The organism is Sorangium sp. So ce363 (assembly GCF_051520435.1).
Lineage (GTDB): Bacteria > Myxococcota_A > Polyangia > Polyangiales > Polyangiaceae > Sorangium > Sorangium cellulosum_B.
This window is the reverse complement of record NZ_CP150333.1, coordinates 2,817,377-2,838,880: the sequence shown is the minus strand read 5'-3', so window position 1 is coordinate 2,838,880 and position 21,504 is coordinate 2,817,377. Positions and strand designations below refer to the sequence as shown.

The following is a 21,504-nucleotide window of genomic DNA, read 5'->3' as shown; positions in this document are numbered from 1 at the left end:
GGCGCTACAGCTTCCCGAGCGACGCCCGCACGTGCCCGATGAACACCTTGATCTTCGGTATCTCCGACAGCGCCCCCGGGACGCTGAGCCGCACGGGCCGCTCCTGCCCGACCACGTCGGGCAGGACCGGCACGAGCGCGTCCGGCCCCACGTCCGGGTCGGGCACGAGCGCGTCGGGGACGAGGCCGATGCCCAGGCCGGAGATGCAGCAGTGCCGGATGAAGTGGATGTCCGTCGCGATGAGGGCCGGCTCCACGGTGAAGGGCGCGCCCCGCCATGTCCGCCAGGTGCGCGCGTCCTCGCCCGGGGCCTGCCACGCGAACAGCTCGTGGTGCTTCAGATCGTCGATCGTCTGTGGCGTGCCGCGCCGCTCCAGGTACGCGCGGCTGGCGATGAGCCACTCGCGGACGCGCAGGACGACGTGAGATATCCAGTGTCCGCTCGGCGCGTCCTCGCCGAAGTGGACAGCGATGTCGATGTCCGTGAGCGCCTCCCCCAGCGGATCGTTGCTGAAGCGGCAGTGGACGTGGAGCCTCGGATACGCGCTGCGAACGGCGGCGAAGAGCGGCGTCATCATGTGCGGCGGCAGCCCCACGGGCAGGATGACCCGCAGGGTGCCCGAGGGCGCGTCGCCCACCTCCCGGATCGAGGCCAGGAGCGCGGCGGCCTCCTGCACCATGCCGCGCCCCTTCCGGGCGAGCACCTGCCCGGCCTCGGTCGGCACGACGCCGTTCCGCACGCTCTCGAGCAGGAGTACGCCGGCGCGCGCCTCCAGCGACGCGACCTGACGCCGGAGCGTCGTGCGCGACGAGCCGAGCGCGCGCGCCGCGCCCAGGAAGGAGCCGGCCTCGACCACGGCGAGGAAGGCGCGAAGCTCTTCGAGATCCATACACCCTGCCACTGTCCGCATTCTAGCCAGGGGTGACCGTCTTCGGCCATCCACATGCGGCGCCGCTCGATAGTGTCGCGAAAGGAGGAGACAAGTTGATGGCACGAGACGATTCGCACGCGCTCACGCGCACAGGCTCGCTCGCGGCGCTGGCCCTCTCCCTCGCGGCGCCCGCAGGCTGCGGCGGAGGCGAGGAGACGAGCACGACGAGCACGACGCCGCAGACGACGTCCACGTACGAGGACCCCCCCGAGCTCCAGCCGGGCGCGGATGGAGCGTACGAGCTGCGTTTCGGCCCGAGCGAGGTCGAGATCGACGGGCGGCGGTTCTGTCTCCGTGCGTACAACGGAATGACGAGCGGCCCGACGATCCGCATTCCGAAGGGCGAGGATCGCAGGGTCCACGTGAACCTGCATAACGACTTCACGAAGAGCGACTTCCGCGAGATCGCGAGCATGATGGGCCATGGCAACAGGTCGTGCCACGACTTCAACCTGACGAACTTGCACGGCCACGGCCTGCACGTGCAGCCCAACTTCGCGACGGACGATCCCGCGGACCCGTGCGAGGGGGACGGCTGCGCGCCCGAGGCGAGGTATTTCGGCGACCACGTGCTGCACGAGGTGGGGCCGGGGGAGAGCGCCCGGTACCGCTGGGACCTTGACGAGGACGGGATCCACCACGAGGGCACCGACTGGTACCACCCTCACATCCACGGCTCCACGGCCATCCAGGTCATGGATGGGGCCGCCGGGGCGCTCCTCATCGAGGGCGCGCTCGACGAGGTGCCCGGCATCGCCAGGGCCAGAGAGCGGGTGATGGTCATGACGCAGGTGCCCATCGATCACCAGAACACGGTGCCCTTGAAGGAGGGAGAGGCCTGCACCGAGGACAACCTGTCGGTGACCGACTTCCTCGCGGTCGAGTCGCTCCGGGCCACGCTGATCAACGGCAAGCTCAGGCCGCGGCTCACGACGCCGCCCGGGCAGGTGGAGCGCTGGCGCATGGTCTACGCGGGCAGCCCGGACGAGATGGGGATGAAGCTCCACGTCGCGAAGGACGCCTCGTGCTCCGATTTCGACAAGGCGCCCATCGAGACGACGCAGATCGCGCGCGACGGGCTGACGCTGCCGCAGTTCTACAGGAGCGACACGGTGTGGGTCTCGCCCGGGTACCGCGCCGACGTGATGGTGAAGATGCCTGAAGGCAAGCAGACGCTCTGCCTCGTCGGGCGCCGGCCGAACGATCTCCTGGGGAGCGTGATCGCGATCGTCGACGTGGATCCGAGCGCGGGCGAGCCCACCGAGGTGAACCTGCCCGCGGAGGCGGACGTGGCCGCGCTCGCGCCGCCGACGTCGTGGACCGGCACGGTCGACGGCGAGGAGATGGAGGTGAGCTGCGATTCGGTCGAGGCCGTGCACCAGAAGGTGGTGCTCCTCGTGCCCACGCCGGGGAGCCAGCCGCCCGATCTGAGCAGCGATGTGGCGCTCATGTCCTGTGACCCGGGAGAGCACCCGCACGAGGTCGATCCGGACGCGCCGGTGTGCATCTGCCCGGATCCGAACATCAGCTGCCGCAAGTTCGACGAGCGGCGCGCCCGCGGCTACCGGAGCGATCGGGTCATGACCGTCGGGAGCCCGGAGCGGTGGGAGATCCGCGCGTTCGACGGGCACCCCTTCCATATCCACATCAACCCGTTCCTTGTGTGCCCCAACAAATCGAACAAGGAGCCCAACTTCGCCCACTGGCGAGACACGATGTGGGTCCAGGTCGAGGACGGGCCGCGCGACGTGATCATGAACCCCAGGAAGTTCACAGGCCAGTTCGTGGCGCACTGCCACAAGCTGAACCACGAGGACGAAGGCATGATGGAGCTCGTGGAGATCTGCGACCCGGGAGATGAGGAGTGCCTGTGTCAGGGGACGGACGAGAGCGGCGCGTGCATCTCCCAGGCAGGGTGTCAGCCGGACGATCTCGCGTGCCAGTTCGCGAAGACGGCGACCGACGCGTACCCGGCGCCGCCGCCGCCGAACCTCGAGCTCTGCGGCCCGTGAGCTCGCGCCGATGCGCCGCGCCGGGTGGCATTCACGTTGCCTGACGCCGCGGGCGAGGTGGGTGCACGATGGGTTCGGCGCGCGCAGCGCCGCCGCGCGGCGCGCGAGCCCATGGCGGCGCCTCCTCACGTGAGCGAAGCGCCGCCCTGCCTGCCTGCGCCCGCGCGCATAGCGCACGCTCGCACGCGCAGCCGCGGCACGCAGCGCGCGGCGCCGCGAGGCGGCACGTTTGTCGCACGGCGCGCAGGGTCGAGCTCACGTACGAGCTCGGACTGGGGGAAATCATGGCCCAGACCGTCGGCGAGTTCCTGCTGAGGCGCCTCGTCGCGTGGGGTGTCCGGCGCGTCTATGCCTATCCAGGCGACGGCATCAACGGGATCGTCGGGGCGTTCCACCGCGTTCCGGACCTCCGGTTCATCCAGGTGCGGCACGAGGAGATGGCCGCGTTCATGGCGTGCGCCCACGCGAAGTTCACCGGCGAGGTCGGCGTGTGCCTGGCGACCTCGGGGCCCGGCGCCATCCACCTCCTGAACGGGCTCTACGACGCGAAGCTCGACCACCAGCCGGTCGTGGCCATCGTCGGCCAGCAGGACCGCGCCGCGCTCGGCGGGAGCTACCAGCAGGAGGTCGATCTCCTGACGCTCTTCAAGGACGTCGCGCACGAGTACGTGCAGATGGCGTCCTCTCCCATGCAGCTCCGCCACCTCATCGACCGCGCGATGCGCATCGCCAGGGCGGAGCGCACCGTCACCTGCGTCATCGTCCCGAAGGACGTCCAGGAGCTCGACGCCGTCGAGCAGCCCCCGCACGCGCACGGCACCGTGCACTCCGGCATCGGCTACGCCTCGCCGCGCGTGGTGCCGAAGGAGGAGGACCTGCGGCGCGCGGCCGACGTGCTGAACGCCGGCAAGCGGGTCGCGATGCTGATCGGCCAGGGCGCGCTCGGGGCCGCGCCGGAGATCGTGCGCGCCGCCGAGATCCTCGGGTGCGGCGTCGCGAAGGCGCTGCTCGGCAAGGCCGCGCTCCCCGACGACCTGCCCTGGGTGACCGGCGCGATCGGCCTGCTCGGCACCAAGCCGAGCTGGGAGATGATGGCCAACTGCGACACGCTCTTCATGGTCGGCTCGAACTTCCCCTACCCGGAGTTCCTGCCGGAGGAGGGCAAGGCGCGCGGCGTCCAGATCGACATCGACGGCCGGATGCTCGGCCTGCGCTACCCGATGGAGGTCAACCTGATCGGCGACAGCGCCGAGACGCTGCGGGCGCTCATCCCCTACCTCAAGCTCAAGACCGACCGCTCGTGGCGGCGCAAGCTCGAGGAGAGCGTCGCCGACTGGTGGAAGGTGCTCGAGGCGCGGGCGATGAACGACGCCGATCCACTGAACCCGCAGCGCGTCTACTGGGAGCTGTCGCCGCGGCTGCCCGACGGCTGCATCCTGACCGCCGACTCCGGAACGTCGGCGAACTGGTACGCGCGCGACATCAAGATCCGGGCGGGGATGATGGCCTCGCTCTCGGGGACGCTGGCGACGATGGGACCCGCGATGCCGTACGCGGTCGCGGCGAAGTTCGCCTTCCCCGATCGCCCGGTCGTCGCGATGGTCGGCGACGGCGCGATGCAGATGAACGGCATCAACACGCTCATCACCGTCGCGAAGTACTGGCGCGAGTGGAAGGACCCGCGCCTCGTCGTGCTGGTGCTCAACAACCGCGACCTGAACCTGGTCACCTGGGAGCTGCGCGCCATGAGCGGCGATCCCAAGCTCGAGGCGTCCCAGACGCTGCCGGACTTCCCGTACGCGGCCTACGCCGAGGCGCTCGGGCTGCGCGGCGTGCGGATCGACCGCCCGGACCAGGTCGCGCGCACGTGGGACGAGGCCTTCCGGGTCGACCGGCCGGTGGTGGTGGAGGCGATCACCGACCCGGAGGTCCCGCCGCTGCCGCCGCACATCACCCTGAAGCAGGCCACGATGCTCACGTCGGCGCTGCTCCGGGGCGACCCGGGCGGGCGCGGGGTCATCCGCCAGGCGTACCGCGACATGATCGAGAGCTGGATCCCGCACCGGGGCTGACGGAGCGCGCCGGCCGGCCCCGAGGCGGAGACGCTCGCGGACGAGCTCTCGCGCATGATCGACGGCGAGGTCCGCGTCGCCGCGGGCGTCCGGGCGCTCCACGCGACCGACCCGTCGAACCGGCGAGCGCGCTGGTGCACCGATGGGGAACGGCGATTGCAAATGCAGCGCCCATGGAACCATCCGGTGTGATCCGGTTCGATCTGGAGAGGGTCTCCCGCTCCCTCGGCGAGCGCGGTCATGTCCGCGCCGAAGCCGTTCCCGCGGCGCCGTCAGGCCTCGCCCAGCCGATCGAGCGCAGCGAGGAGCGGCTCGCGTGCGATCGGGTCACGGCGAAGGCGAACCTGCGCGTCATCGAGGGCGGCGCCGCGCCCACGGCCCGGCGCCTCGCCGCCGCCGCGGCCGTCGCGCTCGCCCTGGCGACCGCCGCGGCCGTGGCGGCGCGCGCACGTCGCGAACGCCGGCGCCTCTGGTGAGGGGCACGAGGCCCAGACGAGGTCAGGGAGCGCTGAGCCGGGTCACACCGCCGGCGGCTCGGTCTGGCGTTGCCACGCGCGGTGCATGGCGATCGCCTTGACGAACGCCGGCGCCGCCGCGGCCACCGCGTCGTCCGGCAGGACGAGCAGGCCCGGATCGGCCCCCGCGGCGGCCTTCATGCCGGCGGCTTCGGCGAGCGGCGCGGCCGACGCTGGCACGAGCAGCGGCTTGCAGTGGCGGTACTGGAGCTGGACGAACTCGACCGCGAGCCCGTCGCGCGCCAGCGCCGCCGCGCCCCTGCCGGGCAGCAGCGCCGCGGCGTCGAAGAGGACGCTCGGGGCCGCCTCGACCGTGACCTCGACCGGCAGCTCGTCGCCCTCGGCGGTGCGCACCACCCCGAGGCGCGCGCCGACGTAGCGGGGCACCGCGCCCGCCAGCAGCAGCGCCTCGTAGAGCGCGCCCGCCTCCGCCCCGCTCACGCCGTCGGCGACGAGGAGCGCGACGCGGCGGCCGAGGATGCGGCCATCGCCGGGCCGGGCGAACAGCGACAGGGCCGGCGACGCCACGACCTCGGGATCCTTGACGGGCGGCGCCACGATCGAGAGCGGCTCGGGGAGCGCCATGCCGAGGTCGGCCGCGACCCGCGCGGCCAGCCCCTCGTCGACGTTCCGCAGCATCCGGACCATCCGCTCGCGGATGGCCTGCGTCTGCACGCGCGTCAGCTCGAAGCGGAAGGCGCGCGCGATGTGCGCGCGCTCGACGGGCGTCTGGCTCGCCCAGAAGAGGCGCGCCTGCGTGTAGTGGTCGGCGAACTTCTCGGGCTTCGCGCGCAGCTTGCTCGGCTCGGTCGCGGCCTGCTGCGCCAGGAGCCGCTCGGCGACCGAGGCGAAGCCGCGCGCGCCGGCCTGGAAGGGGCAGCCACCGGCGAGCGAGTTGGGCTCATAGTTCACGCGGCCGCGGTTGATCGCCTGGCGGTGGAACCCGTCGCGCTGGTTGTTGTGCACCTCGGCGACCGGCGCGTTGATCGGGATCTCGTGGAAGTTCGGCCCGCCGAGGCGCGAGAGCTGCGTGTCGAGGTACGAGAAGTTGCGCCCCTGGAGCAGCGGGTCGTTCGTGAAGTCGATGCCGGGCACGATGTGCTGCGTGCAGAACGCGACCTGCTCCGTCTCGGCGAAGAAGTTGTCCGGGTTGCGGTTCAAGACGAGCCGGCCGACGGTGCGCAGGGGCGCGAGCTCCTCCGGCACGATCTTGGTCGCGTCGAGCACGTCGAAGCTCCACCGCTCGGCCTCCGCCTCCGTGAACGTCTGGATCTGCAAGAGGTACTCGGGGAACGCGCCGCCCTCGATGGCCTCCCAGAGATCGCGGCGGTGGAAGTCGGGGTCGGCGCCCGCGATCTTCACCGCCTCGTCCCAGTCGAGCGAGTGCGTGCCGAGCACGGGTGTCCAGTGGAACTTCACGAGCGTCGCCTCGCCGGCCGCGTTGACGAGCCGGAAGGTGTGCACGCCGAAGCCCTGCATCGTCCGGAAGCTGCGCGGGATCGCCCGGTCGCTCATCTGCCACATGACCATGTGCATCGACTCGGGCATGAGCGAGATGAAGTCCCAGAAGGTGTCGTGCGCGCTCGACGCCTGCGGCATCTGGTGGTGCGGCTCGGGTTTGACGGCGTGCACCACGTCGGGGAACTTCATCGCGTCCTGGATGAAGAAGACAGGGATGTTGTTGCCGACCAGATCCCAGTTGCCCTCTTCGGTGTAGAACTTCACGGCGAAGCCACGCACGTCGCGCACCGTATCGGCGCTGCCGCGCTCGCCCGCCACGGTCGAGAAGCGCACGAAGACCGGCGTCCGCTTGCCGACCTTGGCGAAGGGCGCGGCCTTGGTGAGCGAGGTGATGTCCTCGGTGCACTCGAAGTAGCCGTGCGCGCCCGAGCCGCGCGCGTGCACCACGCGCTCGGGGATGCGCTCGTGATCGAAGTGCGTGATCTTCTCGCGCAGGATGAAGTCCTCGAGCAGCGTCGGGCCGCGCAGCCCCGCGCGCAGCGAGTTCTGGTTGTCGCCGACGGGCACGCCCTGGTTCGTCGTCAGCGCCCGACCGAGCGAGTCGACCCGATGCTTCTGCAGAGGCCCCTGGTTCGGATTGGCGCCCGGCGCCGCCTTGGCGCCGTTCTTCTCGGACTCGTTGCTCTCGGTGATCGTGCTCGCGGTCGCGTCGAGGTTCTCGGGCTTCGCCGTGGCACCTTGCGGCGGCTGTGGCATTTTGCCGCGTAGCGCGTACTCGGCGCCTTTGTTCACGTTCTCGGGGATCGCGGCGACGAGCGCTTCGGTGGCGTCGACCTTCGCGTCGAGGCGGTCGGCTGCCGCGATATTGCGGACCGCGGCGTCATCGCTGCTCGTCCCGCTGCCGAGCGCGGTCGCCGCGCGCTCGAGGAGGCTGCGTTTGGGCCGTGCCGCCCGCGGCTTGGCCGACGGGCCGCCCATCGATTGCTTCGCGCTGCCCGCGCCCTTCTCGGTCGGCGCCGGCTCACTGGACGACAGCTTCGTGGGGTCTTTGCGATCGGTCATGAGATGTCCTCCGGGGAGCCGGGGTTTCAGCAAAGGGCGCACCAACACGCGTCCTGGCAGGGCGGCGGCCACAGCCGGATCGGGACCCTCGCCCGCAGGCTGACGCTCACCGCAATCGGGTACACCAGGCGGCATGGAGCCTGCGTGCTGCGCCGTTGAAGTGCAGCACCCTCGCACGTCCACCTCGCCAGCGCGCGCCGCCGCCGCCGTCGGGCTCGGCCCGCTCGGCGTGCAACTGCACGTTGTAGGCAGGGTCGAGCGCGGCGCCGGCGCCGATGCTGGCGAGGGCGAGGTTGAGCGCGGCCTTCTGGCGCCACCGGACGTCGCGGCGCCCATGCACCCATTGCACGATCCCGGCGGAGGAGCGGAGCCACCCGTCGACCGCCTCCAGACCCACGCGGTCGGCCACGAAGAGCCCGTCGTTCACGACGTGGGGATACGCCGCGAGGGCGGGGCCTCCGCGTGTGAGTGAAGAGATCTCCCCAGCGGTTCCATGATAGATCGACGTGGGAGCAGCACCGAGGCTCGCTGGGCCGCCGGGCATGGACTCGGGCGTGATGAGCACTTTCCCGGCCGGCAGGCGCGCGTGCTGCTCGAGGAGCTCGGCGAGCGAGTCGAGCACGAGCAGGTCGGCGTCGAGGCAGAGGTACTGCCGCGCATCGACGGCGCGGGCCATCGAGTAGAGCACGCCTTTCAGCGCGGGGGACGGCGCGCGCGTCGCGCACGAGATCGCGATTCACCTCGTCCCAGAAGCGCAGGCCGAGCGGGGCGACGCGGGTCATCACGTCGGCCGTCACGGCGACACCTGCGGCCCTGCGACAAACTCCCTGGTTTGCACCGGGCCGTGACGCGATTCGGTCTCGGTGGTCTCGATGGGCACCGCGCGCGCGACATAGGCCGCGGAGGTCTGCATGCTCGCCTTGGCGACCTCCCAGACGTTCACGTGGTCCTGCAGGGTCAGCGGCTCGAACGTGACCTGCACCTCTTCGTCTTCATGAAACGGGGCTGCGGTGGTGCCATAATGGTGGTTCAGCACTGCAGCGCGGAGCGGGCCGATGTCTTCTAGCTGCCGCATCACCCACACGAGCAGGGCGCCCTGCTCCCTCGCGTCGCGCCCCCAGGCCGTCACGAGGTAATGGAAGTCGATCGGCAGCGGCGCGCGAAAATGGTCAGGACGGACACCGGTGACTCGATGACGATGACATCCGCCGCCCCGAGCGGGTCAGCGTCTCCGCAATCGCAATCGCAAACGCCAGCTGGCCGCTGTCGGGTTCAGGTAGGTGGTTTGCGATCCGCTGCCTGGGCGAGGACGCGAGGGTCCGCCGCATTCGGGGTCGCGATCGGCTCGGCGTGCCGACCTGGATGGGCGCGTTCGGTGTCCGTCGCGGCAAGCCGTCCGGCTCCGTCTCCGAAAACCACAGCTGCATGACGTTCGTCGACCTGCCCGATGTCGCCGATGCCTATTTGCACAGAAGGCGACGGCCACATCCTCCGCGACGAGCAATCCGCTCACGATACGAACGACGTGATCGGCGGGAGCGACGAACCCACCCGGTGAAAGCGCGATTTCGATACGCGTCCGCAGGCGCAGCTCGCCCGTCGGGCCGCCCCCTGGCTTGCTCCGCCGGCGCGGAGGCGGCGGCACCACGCGCTCGAGCGGCCACGGCCGCGCGCGCTGCACCTCGCCGGCCGGGTCCTCCGATGCATAGCGGTTCCCGCCGGGCCCGCGAGGAAGCGACGGCAGGCAGCAAAGGCGCCGCGCCGCTGGAAGGAGCACCTCACCGCCGCGGCGGGCCATGGGCAGATCGAGCAGCCCACAATCGGCCCATGGCACGCGGGCCCGTTCTCGTAAGTGCCCGAAATCCTTCGGCACCCCCGGCAAGAATTGAACTTGCGACCTTCGGTTTAGGAAACCGCTGCTCTATCCACTGAGCTACGGGGGCAGGGGCGACAGCCGCTACGGGCGCCGGACCCTGGCACACCTCGCCTCACGCATCAAGCCAGATCCCCAGCCACGCCCTCGTCCAGCCCGCTCTTCCGCCGCGCCTCACCGGCCCGCGCTCCTCCGCTGGCCGCCATCCCGCGCGCTTTCGCCTTCCGCCGCGCGCCTCGATCACTTCCACACCTCGCCCCAGAGCGCCGCCCCGATCGCCAGCGCGCCCGCGCCCCGCATCAGCCCTGCGCGCAGCGCCGCCACGGCGCGCTCGCGGTTCCCCCGCACCACCCGGGCGATCTGCTGCGCCCCCCGGTAGGCGTGCGTCGGCCTCACCACCTCGACCTGCACCTCGTCCCCGAGGCCGAGATCGATCCTCTCCCCCGTCCCCTTCCCCCCGACCCGCGCAGCGCTGCTCGCTGCGCCGTCGTCTCCCGCCGCCATCACCCCCGTCGCCCCCGCCTCGATCTCCTCTGCGATCCGCTCCGCGACCTCGTCCCCCGCCCCGCTCCGCTCCCGCGGCAGCTTCAGCACCCTCGCGAGTTCCATCGCGTCCAGCGCGCACAGCCCCGCCACCACGGCGAACCCCATCGCCGCCACGAGGCGCCCCAGGTCGGGCGCCGCCGCCCCCGCCAGCCCCGACCCCAGCTGCAGCGCCACCGCGATCACCGCCGCAGTCGCCGCCCACACCGCCCGCCGATCCGAGAGCGCCACGATCGAGCCGGCGCGCGCCCGCCCGACGCGGTTCGCCGCGCTCAGCACCACCGCGAGCGCCGGAACGAACGGCAGCGCGAACACCGCGCCGAACGCCGCGCCGATGATCATCCCTGCCGGCCCCGCCACGAGCCCGATGGTCATCCCGTTCACGACGCCGGCCACCACGATGGCCCACAGCGCCAGCACGCCCGCCACGAACGGCCCCCGCCGGGTCCACTTCCCCGGCGCGTCGACCCACGGCAGGCCGTCCGCCGGCGCATCGCCCGCGCCGAACGCCATCGAGCCATCGCCCCAGACGCCTCCGATCCGCGGCGTCAGGTAGTGACCCAGCAGCGCCGCGACGATCGGGGTCACACCCGCGAGCAGGAAGCGGGGCACGAGCTCGTCCATCTCGAGAACGTCGGCCGTGAGCCAGCCGCCCACGAGCCCGATCGCCCCGCAGGGGAGCACGAGCGACACGGGCGCATCAGGCGACATGGAATCGGACGTTGAACGCGGCATCTTGAAACCCTCCGGCTCGTTCGTTCCCCTTCGACGCGCAGGCCCTCGAGCAGCTTCCAGGTCCCTGGCGCGCCGCCCGACCTTCTATCATCTCACCACGGCGCTCCACGCGCACTGCACACGGTCCGCGCCATCAGCCCGGCCCCGCCTGCGGGTGCGGGTAGTGGCTGAGCGCCACCAGGTTCCCGTCGGGATCGCGCGCGTACATCGTGTAGGCGCTCTCCCGCTCGACGCCCACGCCGCCCGCGGCCAGCCGGCGGCGCCACGCCTCCCGCTCGGACGGCGCGATCCCGAGGGCGACGCAGTGCCAGCCTGGCGCCTCGTCCGCGCGCATCGGCCCGGCGGCGCCCGCCCGCTCCACGGCCAGAAAGGCGCCGCCCCCGAGATCGAGCCACACCGACCGAGGCGCTCCGGCCTCGTCCGTCCAGCGCCGCACCACCGGCAATCCGAGGACGCCCGCGTAGAACGCCTCGGCCCGCACCAGGTCGCGCACGACCACGGCCAGATGATGGACCGACAGCGACGCTACCGTCCCGCTCATACTGCGCCCCATTTCAGCGCCTTTCATGCGGCGACGCACCTGAAAAGCCACGCGGGCGCCGCGAGGCCGACGCCTCGCCGACGCCGGGCGCTCGATCGGCCAGCGCCGGGCGCTCGGCGCGCTCGGCACGCTCGGCACGCTCGGCGCGCTCGACGCGACCTGTCTTGCCCCGGCAGGGCGCCTCGTCTATGGTCCCGCTCGCGGACGCGCTCTGCCCGGGGAGTCGCACAGTCCGGTAGTGCACGAGCTTTGGGTGCTCGTTGTCGCGGGTTCAAATCCCGCCTCCCCGACCCTCTCCGACGATCCTCGCCCCTCGCGAGCCGGGCGGCCCCGGTGGCCCCGGCCCTGCGGCTCAGCTGGATCGCCGCTCGCGTCGCCATCGCTTCCGCCATCGCACCCGCCGCGCGCATCGAACTTGGCCTCCTCGGGTCCGCTGCGCATAGTCCCGCCGATGTCGACGCCCGTAAGACTCCTGCTCGGCGCATGTCTCTCCCTGTCCGTCGTCGCAGGGTGCGGCGGGCCGCAGACGGCCGCCCCGGCAGCGGCTCCGGCGCCGCGCGCGCAGAGCGCGGCGCCGCCCAAGCAGGCGGTGCCCGCCGGGCAGCTCGCCCGCGCCGACGTCGACCGGGTGCTGCTGCAGGGGCCGCCCTGGATCCTGCGGCGCGTGCCGGTCGAGGAGGTCGTCCGGGCGGGCGCGTTCATCGGCTGGAAGATCCTCGCGCTGCCCGCGGACTGGAGCAGCATCGAGCTCAAGACCGGCGATGTCGTCACCCAGGTCAACGGCACGACCCTGGAGCGCCCGGACGACCTGTTCGCGGCCTATCGCGCCCTGGCCAGCGCCAGCGAGCTCAAGATCACGTACGAGCGCGAGGGCGCCGCGCGCGAGCTCGTCGTGCCCATCGTCGGGGCCCCGTCCAAGGAGACCGTCGAGACCTTCGCGAGCGACAGCCCCCCGCGCCGCGCGACGACCACCCGGCCGCGGGGAACGACGGTGATCGAGGAAGACGACGGCGGCGCGCCGCTCGACGGCAGCGCGCCGTGAAGCGCGTACCGGCGCCGCGCGCGCATCACACGGCGCCGCGGCGCCGCGCCTCACATGTCGAAGGCCAGCCCCAGGACCCACGTCGAGGTGCCGACGTGCATCTGCGGGCGCGAGCCCAGCCCGTCGAGGTTCGCGAACATCCACTCGCCGAACAGGTACGTGTGGTTGATGCCCGTCGTCTCATCGAGCTGGGAGGCCGAGCGGCGGTCCAGCCAGTTGAGCGCGAGCATCCCGCCGAACGCGAGGTGCGTGCCCCACGTGATGCCCTCGCCCCGGACGCCATCGGGCACCGGCGTGACAGGGCCCGACGTCGAGGTCCATAACCCCATCCCCAGGCCCACCTTCGCGTAAGGCACGATCGGGACGCCCGTCTTGCGCATCAGCTCGTCGGCGCGGAGGACGGCCGACAGGTGCATCGGCATGATGGTGAGCGAGGTCTCCTCTGCCTCGGCCCTGTCGTCGCTGCCCGCCACGAAGGCCTTCGCCGACGCCGACGTGTACCCCCAGCCGAACCCTGGGCCGATCGCGCCGACGTACGGGATCCGGAGCGGCAGCCAGTCGACCTCGACCCCGAAATAGAAATTCTGGCCGTCGCCGAAGGTCTTCCCGTAGGGGCCCGCGCCGGAGAACTCCTCGTCGACCTGGGGAGAGTACGGGGCGAAGCGGAGCTCGAACGCGAAGCTCTGAGGAGACGCATAGCGCTCCTCTCGCTGGATCCTCGAGCGATCGTGCTGCCGCCAGTCGCCCATCCCGTAGCTCGTTTGCGCGCCGGCGACGGAGGCGGCGAGGAGCGCCGCGCTGCCGGCGAGGCAGGCGGCCGCCTGATGACGGAGATGACAGCTCATTCGCTCTCCTGCGTGAAGGAACACGCGTGCGCGTACGCGTGGCGTCGACGACGACGGCTCCTGCGCAACAACCCGAGCGCCGCGCCGGCCGCGACGGCGGCGAGCGGCGCTGCGGCCCACCGGCCCGCCCCCACCGGCCCTTCGATGCTGCAAAAGCCCCCACCGGCTTGCCCGCCGGCGTCCCGGTACTGCTCGAAGAACCCGTCGACGTCGGTCGCGGTCGCACAGGAGATCGCCGACAGCGGCCCGGCATTGCCCACCTGGTCATAGGCCGCGACGCCGACGGCATACGATCTACCGTTGACGATGTTCTCCGTGGCCTCGCCACGGCTGGCCCTCCCCACGCTGCCGCACTGGTACTTGGCGTCCGGGATCTCCCCCGAAACCAGGAGCGACGACTGACAACCGGCGCTGCCGCCCCCCGTCGCGCCGCCTCCGGCTCCCCCTGCGCCGTCGCCGCCTCCGGCTGCTCCGCCTCCGGTGCTGGATCCCCCTGCGCCGTCGCCGCCTCCGGCCGCTCCGCCTCCGGCGCTGGATCCCCCCGCGCCATCGCCTCCTCCGGCTGCCCCTGCCCCGCTCGAAGCTGCAGCGGACTGCCCCCCATCATCGCAGTAGAGGTAATAGCCCTGCACGTCCTCGTCCTCGTTCTGCTTATAGTCGACGAGGAGACGACCATCCCCGGGGTGCGCCGCCACGCCGGTCGGCGGCTTCGGGCCCTGGAGGTCCATCTTGCTGGTATCCCACTTGGCGTGATCCGGGTTGTCCTGGTCCGAGGAGACGAGCCGCAGGAAGTAGATGTTCAGCGGGACCGCGCCGGTGCTGGCCCTCGTGCTGTCGCAGCCCTCCGCGCCGAGGGCCTCCGCGATCGCCTTCGCCGACACCTTGACGACCATCGTGTCATCCAGGTTCGACTCGGCCGACACCTGCTTGCACCGCGTGCCGGTGTCGCGGTTCGAATACGCAAGGCAGTCCAGCGACTCGCTGACCCAGACGGCGAGCGTATCGCTGGTCGAGAAGCCGCTCAGCGTGAGCGTGAACTCGAGATCGTTGTTCGTCAGGCAGTCCTCGCGGCTGATCCAGAGCGGGTACTGCGCGTCTGGCCGCTGCAGCTCGGTGCGCTTCACGTCGGTGCTGATGGTCACCGTCGCGCCGGCCTGTCGCGCGCCTCCAGCGAGCGCCGCCGCCGCGAGGGCCACCGCGCACAGCCGGGGGAGATGCCGCCGCCCTCGCGGCCGGAGCCGGACGGGATACCTTGTCGTGTCCATGGGCGCGTCCTTTCAGCACAGCTCGTACCACGCCGCAAATGCCTCGCACAGCCCTTCGAACGGCGCGGAAAACGGTCGTGCGCCCGCGCCGGATGCCGCGTCGAACGCGCCCTCAGAGGCCCCCGCGGTCCCGTCGGAGGCGTCCTTGGAGGCGTCCTCGACGCCCCACCTCGGAGGCTCGGAGGCGCGCCGCATGACGAGCTGGCCATGGTCGCCGTCCGTTCCTGACAAGTTGGCATCGGCGCCGCGGAGCAGGGCGAGCGGACCGCCGCGCAGCGCCATGGGCCGATGGACGGGCTGCGTGGCCCGAAACACGCGCTCTTCGAGAGAGCTCGGCTAGCTTGAGGCACGTGGATTCGACCGACGCCGCTCCCCCGCAGCCGGGCTCGAAGGCAGGGCCGAGCGCGAAGGAGCGCGCCACGGCGCCGGAGACGGTGCGCGCCGGGCAGCCCAGCCAGCCCAGCGCGCGCCCGGAAGGCGCGCCCGCGTCCCCCGCCTCCGGCGCCACCCCGTCGGTGCGCCCGACCTCGAGCCGGCCCAGCCGGCTGCAGCCGAGCGGCGCCGCGCCTGACGCCCACACCGCCGTCCTCGGCGTCCCCCTCACCCGCGTCGAGCTGCACCGGACCGCGCTGCTCTTTTGCCTGCTCTTCCTCGCCGCCCTCCTCTTCGTCGTCGGCCGCTCCGCGCGGGACGCGCTCTTCCTCACCAGGTTCCCCGTCACCTGGATCGCGCCGATGTGGATCGTGTACGGCGTCGCCTCCGCCGTCGCCGCGCTCGCCTACGACCGCGTCGCCCGCCACATGCCGCGCGCCCAGCTGTGCGTCGCCTTCGCCCTCTTCGGCGCCGCCACGTTCGCGCTGCTGCGCGTCCTCATCGGCCAGGAGGTGCGCGCCGCGACCCTGGTCTTCTACATCTGGTCCGAGATCATCGCGAACTTCACCGCCGTCCTCGTCTGGGCCGTCGCCCAGGACCTGCACGACCCGCGCAGCGCCAAGCGCCTCTTCGGCCTGATCGGCAGCGGGCGCGTCGTCGGGACCGTCGCCTGCGGCTTCGCGACGGGCGCCGTCGTCCGGTGGATCGGCACCGAGAACCTCCTGTTCGTGCTCATCGCGGCGCTCCTCGCCATGGCCGCGCTCACGACCGCGCTCGCGCGGCGCTACCCGCTCGGGCGCCCCCCGTCCGGCGACGAAGAGCTCCTCCAGGCCCGCCTTCCGCGCATGGACGTGTGGCGATCGCGCTACGCCCTCACCGTCGCGCTGCTGACCTGCCTCCTCTTCACGGTCCTCACGATCGGCGACTACCAGTTCAAGGCGATCGCCCTCACGGCCTACCCCCACGTCGACGACCTCACCCGGTTCATGGGGTTCCTCTACGGCGCCGTCGGCGTGGTCGGCCTCCTCGTGCAGCTCGTCGCGACCCCCCGGGTCCTCCGGCGCCACGGCGTGCTCGGCGGGCTGCTCGCCATGCCGGCCGCGTTCACCGCGAGCACCGTCGCGCTGCTCGCGGCGCCGTCGCTCGCCTGGGGCGCGATCCTCAAGCTGAGCGACAACGCGCTGCAGCTCACGATCTACGACGCGACGATGCAGCTCTTGTTCTTCCCGTTCCAGCCGGCGCTGCGGGAGCGGGTGCGGACGCTCGTCTCCACGATCGCCAAGCCCCTCGGCTACGGGCTCGGCGCGCTGATCCTGCTCGCCGTGGCGCCCACCGCCGCGACGGGCCCCGCGCTCGTCGAGGAGGCCGCGTGGATCGGCGTCTACTCCCTCCCGCTCTGCGTCGCGTCCATCGCCCTCCTCCCGCTCGTGCGGCGCGGCTACTTCGACGCCATGCGCCGGACCTTGATGCGCCGCCAGATCGAGCCGGACAGCGTCGCGTACGGCCCCCAGACGCGCGCGATCCTCAAGGAGGCGCTCTACAGCCGCGCCATGGTGCAGGTGCTCTTCGCGGTCGAACAGCTCCAGCAGCTCGACCCGACCCTCGTGCGCGAGGCCGTGCCCGCGCTCGCGCGCCACGGCTCGGCCAGGGTGCGCGCGCTCGCGGTGCGCCTCGCGGCCGAGCTCGAGCACGAGGAGGGGGCGAGCATCGCGCGCGCGGCGATCGACGACCGGAACACCGACGTCCGCGTCGCCGCCGTCGCCGCGCTCGCGGCGCTGCTGCGGGAGGACGCCCACGACGAGCTGCTCGCGCTCGCGCGGGAGGGCGCCGCGCCCCGCGCCGCCGCGGACGCGACCGGCGGCGAGGCGCTCCGGGCCGCCGCGATCGCCGCGCTCCTGCGCTACTGCGGCCTCGACGGCATGCTCGAGGGCGCGCCGCGGCTGCGCGCGCTGCTCGACAGCCCGTCGCCCCGCGATCGCGTCGCCGCCGCCAGGATCCTCGGCCTCGTCGGCCACGCGTCGCTCCAGCGCGCCCTCGCGCGGCTCATCGGCGATCCCGACCCCGCCGTGCGGCGCGCGGCCGTGCGCTCCTCGTCGAGCGTCGCCGACCCGCGCCTGCTCCCCCTGCTCGCGGACGCGCTCGCCGAGCGCGCCCTCGCGCCGGCCGCGGCCCGGGCCATCGAGGCGCTCGGCGACGACGCCATCCCGGAGCTCGCGGCGCGCCTCGGCGACGACAGCACCCCGCGGGCCGTGCGACTCGCGATCCCGCGGGTGCTCGCGCGGCTCTGCAGCCACGACGCGCTCGACGTGCTGCTCGCCCGGATCGACCACCCGAACGAGGCCCTCCGCCAGAAGGTGCTCGCGTCGGCGTCGCGCCTGCGCCTCGCGCTGCGCGCGCCGCCGGCGCCTCTCCGCGTGATCCGCGCCTGCATCGACGACGAGACGGTGGAGCACGTCCGCACGCGCGAGGCGTACATCGCCGTGCGCCCCCGCGTCGCCGGCGCGCTGCTCGATCAGCACCTGCTCCGCCGGCTGCGGAAGGGGCTCATCCGCGTGCTCCGGCTGTGCGAGCTCGCCTACCCGCGCGAGGTCGTCGCCCTCGTGCGCACCCACGTCTTCGGCCCGGATCCCGCGCTGCGGGCCAACGCGTTCGAGGTGCTGGAGTCGCTCCTCGACCGCCCGCTGCGCGAGCGCCTCGTCTCCCTCGTCGAGCGGCTGCTCGAGCTGTCCGCGGCGTTCCCCCGGAGGCCCCTGCCGCCGGAGACCGGGGTCATCTCCTGGATCCGCCACGAGATCGTGCGCGGCGACCCCTACAGCGCCGCGCTCGCGCTCGATGCCGTCGCCCGGAACTCCATCTCCGGCGCCGCCGGGGACGCGCTCGCCGCGACCTACGATCCGGACCCGCTGGTCCGCGAGGCGGCCGCCATCGCGGTCGCCGTCACGTCGCCGCCGGGCGCCCGCGAGCGGCTGGACGCGCTGCGGGCCGATGAGGATCCCGCGGTGGCCCGTTACGCACGATACTGGGCGGTCACCGGCGGCACCGGCATCGACCCCGAGGACGAGATGTACACGACGATCGAGAAGGTCCTGTTCCTCCAGCGTGTTCCGCTCTTCTCCCGCGTGGCCGGCGACGATCTGGTGGCGCTGGCGCGCGGCTCGCTCGTGGTGTCGCTGGCCCGGGGCGACGTGATCTTCCGCCAGGGCGAGCCTGGCGGCGCGCTCTACTCGATCATCTCGGGCGAGGTGAGCCTCACGCTGGACGGCCGCGAGATCGCGCGCCTCGGCGCGAACGACGTGTTCGGCGAGATGTCGCTCTTCGACAGCGAGCCGAGGGCCTCGACCGCGGTGGTGACCGAGGACGCGGAGCTGCTCCGGGTCTCCGCCGAGGATTTCCACGAGGCGGTGCGGGAGACGGCCGAGATCGCGGACGCCGTGATCCGGGTGCTGAACCGGCGCCTGCGCGAGGCCGACCGCAAGCTGGCCGACGCGCACGCGCGGCTGTCGCTCCTTCCGAGGCCGCCGGCGCTGCCCGGGAGAGCGCCGCCTCCGGGGGACGAGACGCCGGCGCTCGACGACAGCGACCTGGACTGAGGAGCGCCGCGCGCCACCTCGATCGAGCGAGCGCTGCCGGTGCACGCCGCGTGGAGCGCCGGCGCGGGCGATGCGGAGCGTAACTTGCAGTGCAGCTGCAATATTCGAGCACCCAGGGACGTCCAAGGGCGGCCGAAGAGGTCTCGGGACCCCGAGCCGAGGCCAGCCTGACCTCTCCCTGGCACCTCTCTCCAGAAGGACCCGCATGGCATTGCTGCATTTCCCGCTGTTCGCTTCCCTTTCGCGCCCTTCGGCCGCGGCGCCGCGCCTCCTCGGGGCGCGGCTCCGCCGGCTCGGGGGCGCGCTGCCGCTGGCCGCCGCGCTCATGGCCGCGCCCGCATGCGCCGCCGCCGAGGGGTATCCGCAGGGCGCGAGCTACGCCCCGTACGGCGCTGACGAGACCTTTCCTTCACAGCCCGCCGCGACCCAGCCGGTCCAGGTCGAGGTCCGCGTGAGCGCGCAGACGCAGCTGGAGGCGGACGAGTACGACGACACCGATCCGAGCGCCCTGATCGAGTTCTACCGGCCGCTCGCCCCCTACGGCACCTGGGTCGATGACCCGAGCTACGGCAGGGTCTGGGTGCCTTCCTGGTCCGAGGTTGGCCTCAATTTCGCGCCCTACCAGACCGACGGGCACTGGGCGCTGACCGACGACGGCGAGTGGCTCTGGGTCAGCGACTACGCGTGGGGTCACATCCCCTTCCACTATGGCCGCTGGATCCGGACGACCGGCCACGGCTGGGCGTGGATCCCGGGGCGCGCGTACGCCCCGGCGTGGGTCGTCTGGCGCGTCGGCGGTGACGGCTACGTCGGCTGGAGCGCGATGCCGCCCACCTACTCCTGGCGCAACGGCGTCGCGGTCTCGCTGAGGACCGTTCCCCCTGAGGCGTATGTCTTCTGCCCGACGACGCACGTATTCCACGATCACGTCGACATGCATGTCGTCCGCGATCGCGATGAGATCCGGCGCATCACCAGGCGCTCGCGCACCTACAGGCCGGCGCTGCCGACCGCGGGCAGGCCCGAGCGCAGCTGGGCCCGCCCGGATGGGGCGGAGCGATCGAGCTCGTCCGACGGGATCCGTGCTGGCGGCTATCGCCCGGCGTCGCCCTCGCTCGTCGAGATCGGCATTCCGTCTTCGGACGCGCCGAGGTTCCGCGGCAGGCCGGACCCGCGCGCTCTTGCCTATTCGCGCAAAGCGGCGACGCCGAGCGCGCACGTCGCGCCGGCGCCGGTGCCGCGTCTCTCGGCGCCCCCTGCTCCCTCGGGCGGCGACCGGCCCCAGGCGCGCACGCTGCACGCCCCGAGGACACCCGCGTTTCCGGCCCCGACCCCGGAGCCGCGCGTGGGCGCCACGCCGCACGTCATCGCCCCGCCGCGCGCCGCCGCGCCGCGGGTCGGTGCCACGCCGCCCGCCGCCGCGCCGCGGGTCGGCGCCCCGCCGCCCGCTGCCGCCGCGCCGCGGGTCGGTGCCACGCCGCGCGTCGGCGCCCCGCCGCCCGCTGCCGCCGCGCCGCGGGTCGGTGCCACGCCGCGCGTCGGCGCCCCGCCGCACGTCGGCGCCACGCCGACCACGTCACACGCGGTCCCGCACCATGCGCCGTCGGTCTCGGCGCCGCGACCGATGCGACCGGCGACACCGGCGCCGCACGCGAGCGCGACGGTCGCGAAGCCGCCTGCGATCCCGAGCGCGCCGTCGTCCCCGGCGCGCCCCAGGATTCGCATCCCGTCAAGCCCGGCTGCGGAGGAGGCGGCGCCGGCGCCTGCATCCGGTCGCCCGCAGTCGAGGTGACGCGTGGTCCACGTATTGCGACGTCCGCGCGCAGGAGAAGAACCGATGACTGCTCCCGCCGACTTCATGAAGCGTCGTTCCGTGGGGATATGGTCGTTCCTGCTCGTCGCTGCGCCCCTCGGCTTGGGCGGCTGCGTTCTCGCCGACGACGAGGATGCCCGCCGCGATGAACCCCAGGTGCACAACGGCGACGAGGACGAGGGGGACAGCCGCGTCCCTCCGCCACGTGCACGTGCGGGCGACCCCCGGCTCGTCGCCATCGATACGGGCGCGGTCCTGAGCAGCCCGCCGGGCGAGGGCATCGGCATCTTCCTCGAGTACGCGCCCGGCGGGACGTGGAAGCTCTGGACGACCTGCGACACCAACACCTCCAAGGTCATCTGCAGCTTCGATCTCTATGTCTCGGTGGACACGTCGTCCCAGCTGTTCGACATCGTGGGGATCGAGCTCGAGACGAAGGACTCGACGCGCCTCGTGAGCGATGGCGTCGCGCATCTCCACGCCGAGACCGGCTCGGACATCGACGCGATGGAGTTCACCACGACCCAGGGCGCCATCATCCGGCTGGAGGCCTACGTCGACGGGGTCCTGCAGCCTCGCTTCGTCTACTGGTTCGGCAATGGCGTCCTGCACCAGGGCGCGCCCACCAACCCGCTCGACTTCAAGCCGACCGCGCCCTGAGGGCGCGATCCCGCCGCTCCTCCCGCTGCCCGCGCTGCGGGAGGAGCCCCCGGCGAGGGCGCGCGCCGCTGCCTCAACCTCGGTCGGGCGCCGATACCTCAACCTCGGTCGGACGCCGCTGCCTCAACCTCGGTCGGGGGCCGATACCTCAACCTCGGTCGGACGCCGCTGC

At 72.6% G+C, this 21,504-nt stretch carries 15 protein-coding genes, 2 tRNA genes and 1 pseudogene; 8 read left to right on the top strand and 10 right to left on the bottom strand.

What is annotated here, in order from left to right; translation table 11 throughout:
* Positions 1-4: 4 nt before the first annotated feature.
* Positions 5-889 (bottom strand): LysR family transcriptional regulator, encoded by an 885-nt coding sequence (locus WMF12_RS11025; protein ID WP_437870600.1) that lies wholly within the window; start codon positions 887-889, stop codon positions 5-7.
* Positions 890-987: 98 nt separating this feature from the next.
* Here WMF12_RS11025 and WMF12_RS11020 point away from each other — a divergent pair, with 98 nt between their 5' ends.
* The 3 genes from WMF12_RS11020 to WMF12_RS11010 all read left to right on the top strand — a co-directional run bounded on the left by WMF12_RS11020 (position 988) and on the right by WMF12_RS11010 (position 5,491).
* On the top strand, positions 988-2,943 hold the full coding sequence (locus WMF12_RS11020) for a multicopper oxidase family protein (protein ID WP_437870597.1): 1,956 nt from the start codon (positions 988-990) through the stop codon (positions 2,941-2,943).
* A gap of 284 nt (positions 2,944-3,227) precedes the next feature.
* Positions 3,228-5,015, top strand: coding sequence for a thiamine pyrophosphate-requiring protein (locus WMF12_RS11015; RefSeq protein WP_437870594.1), 1,788 nt, complete (start codon positions 3,228-3,230; stop codon positions 5,013-5,015).
* Positions 5,016-5,188: 173 nt separating this feature from the next.
* The gene (locus tag WMF12_RS11010) at positions 5,189-5,491 is read left to right on the top strand and encodes a hypothetical protein (protein WP_437870591.1); all 303 of its coding nucleotides are present in this window, start codon (positions 5,189-5,191) and stop codon (positions 5,489-5,491) included.
* Between the two features lie 42 nt (positions 5,492-5,533).
* Here the strand turns inward: WMF12_RS11010 and WMF12_RS11005 are convergent, their stop codons facing one another.
* The 6 genes and pseudogenes from WMF12_RS11005 to WMF12_RS10980 form a co-directional block, all read right to left on the bottom strand.
* On the bottom strand, positions 5,534-8,053 hold the full coding sequence (locus WMF12_RS11005; protein WP_437870590.1) for a catalase: 2,520 nt from the start codon (positions 8,051-8,053) through the stop codon (positions 5,534-5,536).
* A gap of 106 nt (positions 8,054-8,159) precedes the next feature.
* Positions 8,160-8,729 carry a hypothetical protein gene (locus WMF12_RS11000; protein ID WP_437870588.1) on the bottom strand — a complete coding sequence of 190 codons (570 nt, stop codon included), beginning with the start codon at positions 8,727-8,729 and terminating at the stop codon, positions 8,160-8,162.
* Positions 8,730-8,846: 117 nt separating this feature from the next.
* Positions 8,847-9,218, bottom strand: a pseudogene (locus WMF12_RS10995) (Pvc16 family protein); the annotation flags it as partial.
* A 705-nt stretch (positions 9,219-9,923) separates the two neighbouring features.
* Positions 9,924-9,996, bottom strand: a tRNA-Arg gene (locus WMF12_RS10990).
* Between the two features lie 170 nt (positions 9,997-10,166).
* Positions 10,167-11,180 carry a hypothetical protein gene (locus tag WMF12_RS10985; RefSeq protein ID WP_437870587.1) on the bottom strand — a complete coding sequence of 338 codons (1,014 nt, stop codon included), beginning with the start codon at positions 11,178-11,180 and terminating at the stop codon, positions 10,167-10,169.
* A gap of 157 nt (positions 11,181-11,337) precedes the next feature.
* Complete coding sequence (locus WMF12_RS10980) at positions 11,338-11,745, bottom strand: VOC family protein (protein WP_437745532.1); 408 nt, start codon at positions 11,743-11,745, stop codon at positions 11,338-11,340.
* A gap of 216 nt (positions 11,746-11,961) precedes the next feature.
* Here WMF12_RS10980 and WMF12_RS10975 point away from each other — a divergent pair.
* Together WMF12_RS10975 and WMF12_RS10970 are read left to right on the top strand one after the other, a co-directional pair.
* Positions 11,962-12,035: transfer RNA gene (locus WMF12_RS10975), tRNA-Pro, on the top strand.
* A gap of 161 nt (positions 12,036-12,196) precedes the next feature.
* Positions 12,197-12,787 carry a serine protease gene (locus WMF12_RS10970; RefSeq protein WP_437870583.1) on the top strand — a complete coding sequence of 197 codons (591 nt, stop codon included), beginning with the start codon at positions 12,197-12,199 and terminating at the stop codon, positions 12,785-12,787.
* 50 nt (positions 12,788-12,837) lie between these two features.
* Here WMF12_RS10970 and WMF12_RS10965 read toward each other — a convergent pair whose 3' ends face one another.
* From WMF12_RS10965 to WMF12_RS10955, 3 genes are read right to left on the bottom strand one after another with little or no spacing between them, the layout of a single operon-like run.
* Positions 12,838-13,632, bottom strand: a complete 795-nt coding sequence (locus WMF12_RS10965) for an MXAN_2562 family outer membrane beta-barrel protein (protein ID WP_437745530.1) — start codon at positions 13,630-13,632, stop codon at positions 12,838-12,840.
* On the bottom strand, positions 13,629-14,897 hold the full coding sequence (locus WMF12_RS10960; RefSeq protein WP_437870581.1) for a hypothetical protein: 1,269 nt from the start codon (positions 14,895-14,897) through the stop codon (positions 13,629-13,631). Before WMF12_RS10960 ends, WMF12_RS10965 begins: the two co-directional genes overlap by 4 nt.
* 12 nt (positions 14,898-14,909) lie before the next feature.
* Complete coding sequence (locus WMF12_RS10955; protein ID WP_437870579.1) at positions 14,910-15,179, bottom strand: hypothetical protein; 270 nt, start codon at positions 15,177-15,179, stop codon at positions 14,910-14,912.
* A 68-nt stretch (positions 15,180-15,247) separates the two neighbouring features.
* Between WMF12_RS10955 and WMF12_RS10950 the strand changes: the two genes are divergently transcribed.
* The 3 genes from WMF12_RS10950 (at position 15,248) to WMF12_RS10940 (ending at position 21,332) form a co-directional block, all read left to right on the top strand.
* Positions 15,248-18,859 carry a HEAT repeat domain-containing protein gene (locus WMF12_RS10950; RefSeq protein WP_437870578.1) on the top strand — a complete coding sequence of 1,204 codons (3,612 nt, stop codon included), beginning with the start codon at positions 15,248-15,250 and terminating at the stop codon, positions 18,857-18,859.
* 205 nt (positions 18,860-19,064) lie between these two features.
* A complete protein-coding gene (locus WMF12_RS10945) occupies positions 19,065-20,651 on the top strand; it encodes a DUF6600 domain-containing protein (RefSeq protein ID WP_437870577.1) in 1,587 nt (528 codons plus the stop codon).
* Positions 20,652-20,696: 45 nt separating this feature from the next.
* Complete coding sequence (locus WMF12_RS10940) at positions 20,697-21,332, top strand: hypothetical protein (protein ID WP_437745526.1); 636 nt, start codon at positions 20,697-20,699, stop codon at positions 21,330-21,332.
* Positions 21,333-21,504 lie beyond the last annotated feature (172 nt).

Bases quoted from the DNA above. Each gene is read 5' to 3' on its own strand.
- WMF12_RS11025 (WP_437870600.1), bottom strand. From the start codon at position 889: ATGGATCTCGAAGAGCTTCGCGCCTTCCTCGCCGTGGTCGAGGCCGGC.
- WMF12_RS11020 (WP_437870597.1), top strand. From the start codon at position 988: ATGGCACGAGACGATTCGCACGCGCTCACGCGCACAGGCTCGCTCGCG.
- WMF12_RS11015 (WP_437870594.1), top strand. From the start codon at position 3,228: ATGGCCCAGACCGTCGGCGAGTTCCTGCTGAGGCGCCTCGTCGCGTGG.
- WMF12_RS11010 (WP_437870591.1), top strand. From the start codon at position 5,189: ATGGAACCATCCGGTGTGATCCGGTTCGATCTGGAGAGGGTCTCCCGC.
- WMF12_RS11005 (WP_437870590.1), bottom strand. From the start codon at position 8,053: ATGACCGATCGCAAAGACCCCACGAAGCTGTCGTCCAGTGAGCCGGCG.
- WMF12_RS11000 (WP_437870588.1), bottom strand. From the start codon at position 8,729: ATGGCCCGCGCCGTCGATGCGCGGCAGTACCTCTGCCTCGACGCCGAC.
- WMF12_RS10985 (WP_437870587.1), bottom strand. From the start codon at position 11,180: ATGTCGCCTGATGCGCCCGTGTCGCTCGTGCTCCCCTGCGGGGCGATC.
- WMF12_RS10980 (WP_437745532.1), bottom strand. From the start codon at position 11,745: ATGAGCGGGACGGTAGCGTCGCTGTCGGTCCATCATCTGGCCGTGGTC.
- WMF12_RS10970 (WP_437870583.1), top strand. From the start codon at position 12,197: ATGTCGACGCCCGTAAGACTCCTGCTCGGCGCATGTCTCTCCCTGTCC.
- WMF12_RS10965 (WP_437745530.1), bottom strand. From the start codon at position 13,632: ATGAGCTGTCATCTCCGTCATCAGGCGGCCGCCTGCCTCGCCGGCAGC.
- WMF12_RS10960 (WP_437870581.1), bottom strand. From the start codon at position 14,897: ATGGACACGACAAGGTATCCCGTCCGGCTCCGGCCGCGAGGGCGGCGG.
- WMF12_RS10955 (WP_437870579.1), bottom strand. From the start codon at position 15,179: ATGGCGCTGCGCGGCGGTCCGCTCGCCCTGCTCCGCGGCGCCGATGCC.
- WMF12_RS10945 (WP_437870577.1), top strand. From the start codon at position 19,065: ATGGCATTGCTGCATTTCCCGCTGTTCGCTTCCCTTTCGCGCCCTTCG.
- WMF12_RS10940 (WP_437745526.1), top strand. From the start codon at position 20,697: ATGACTGCTCCCGCCGACTTCATGAAGCGTCGTTCCGTGGGGATATGG.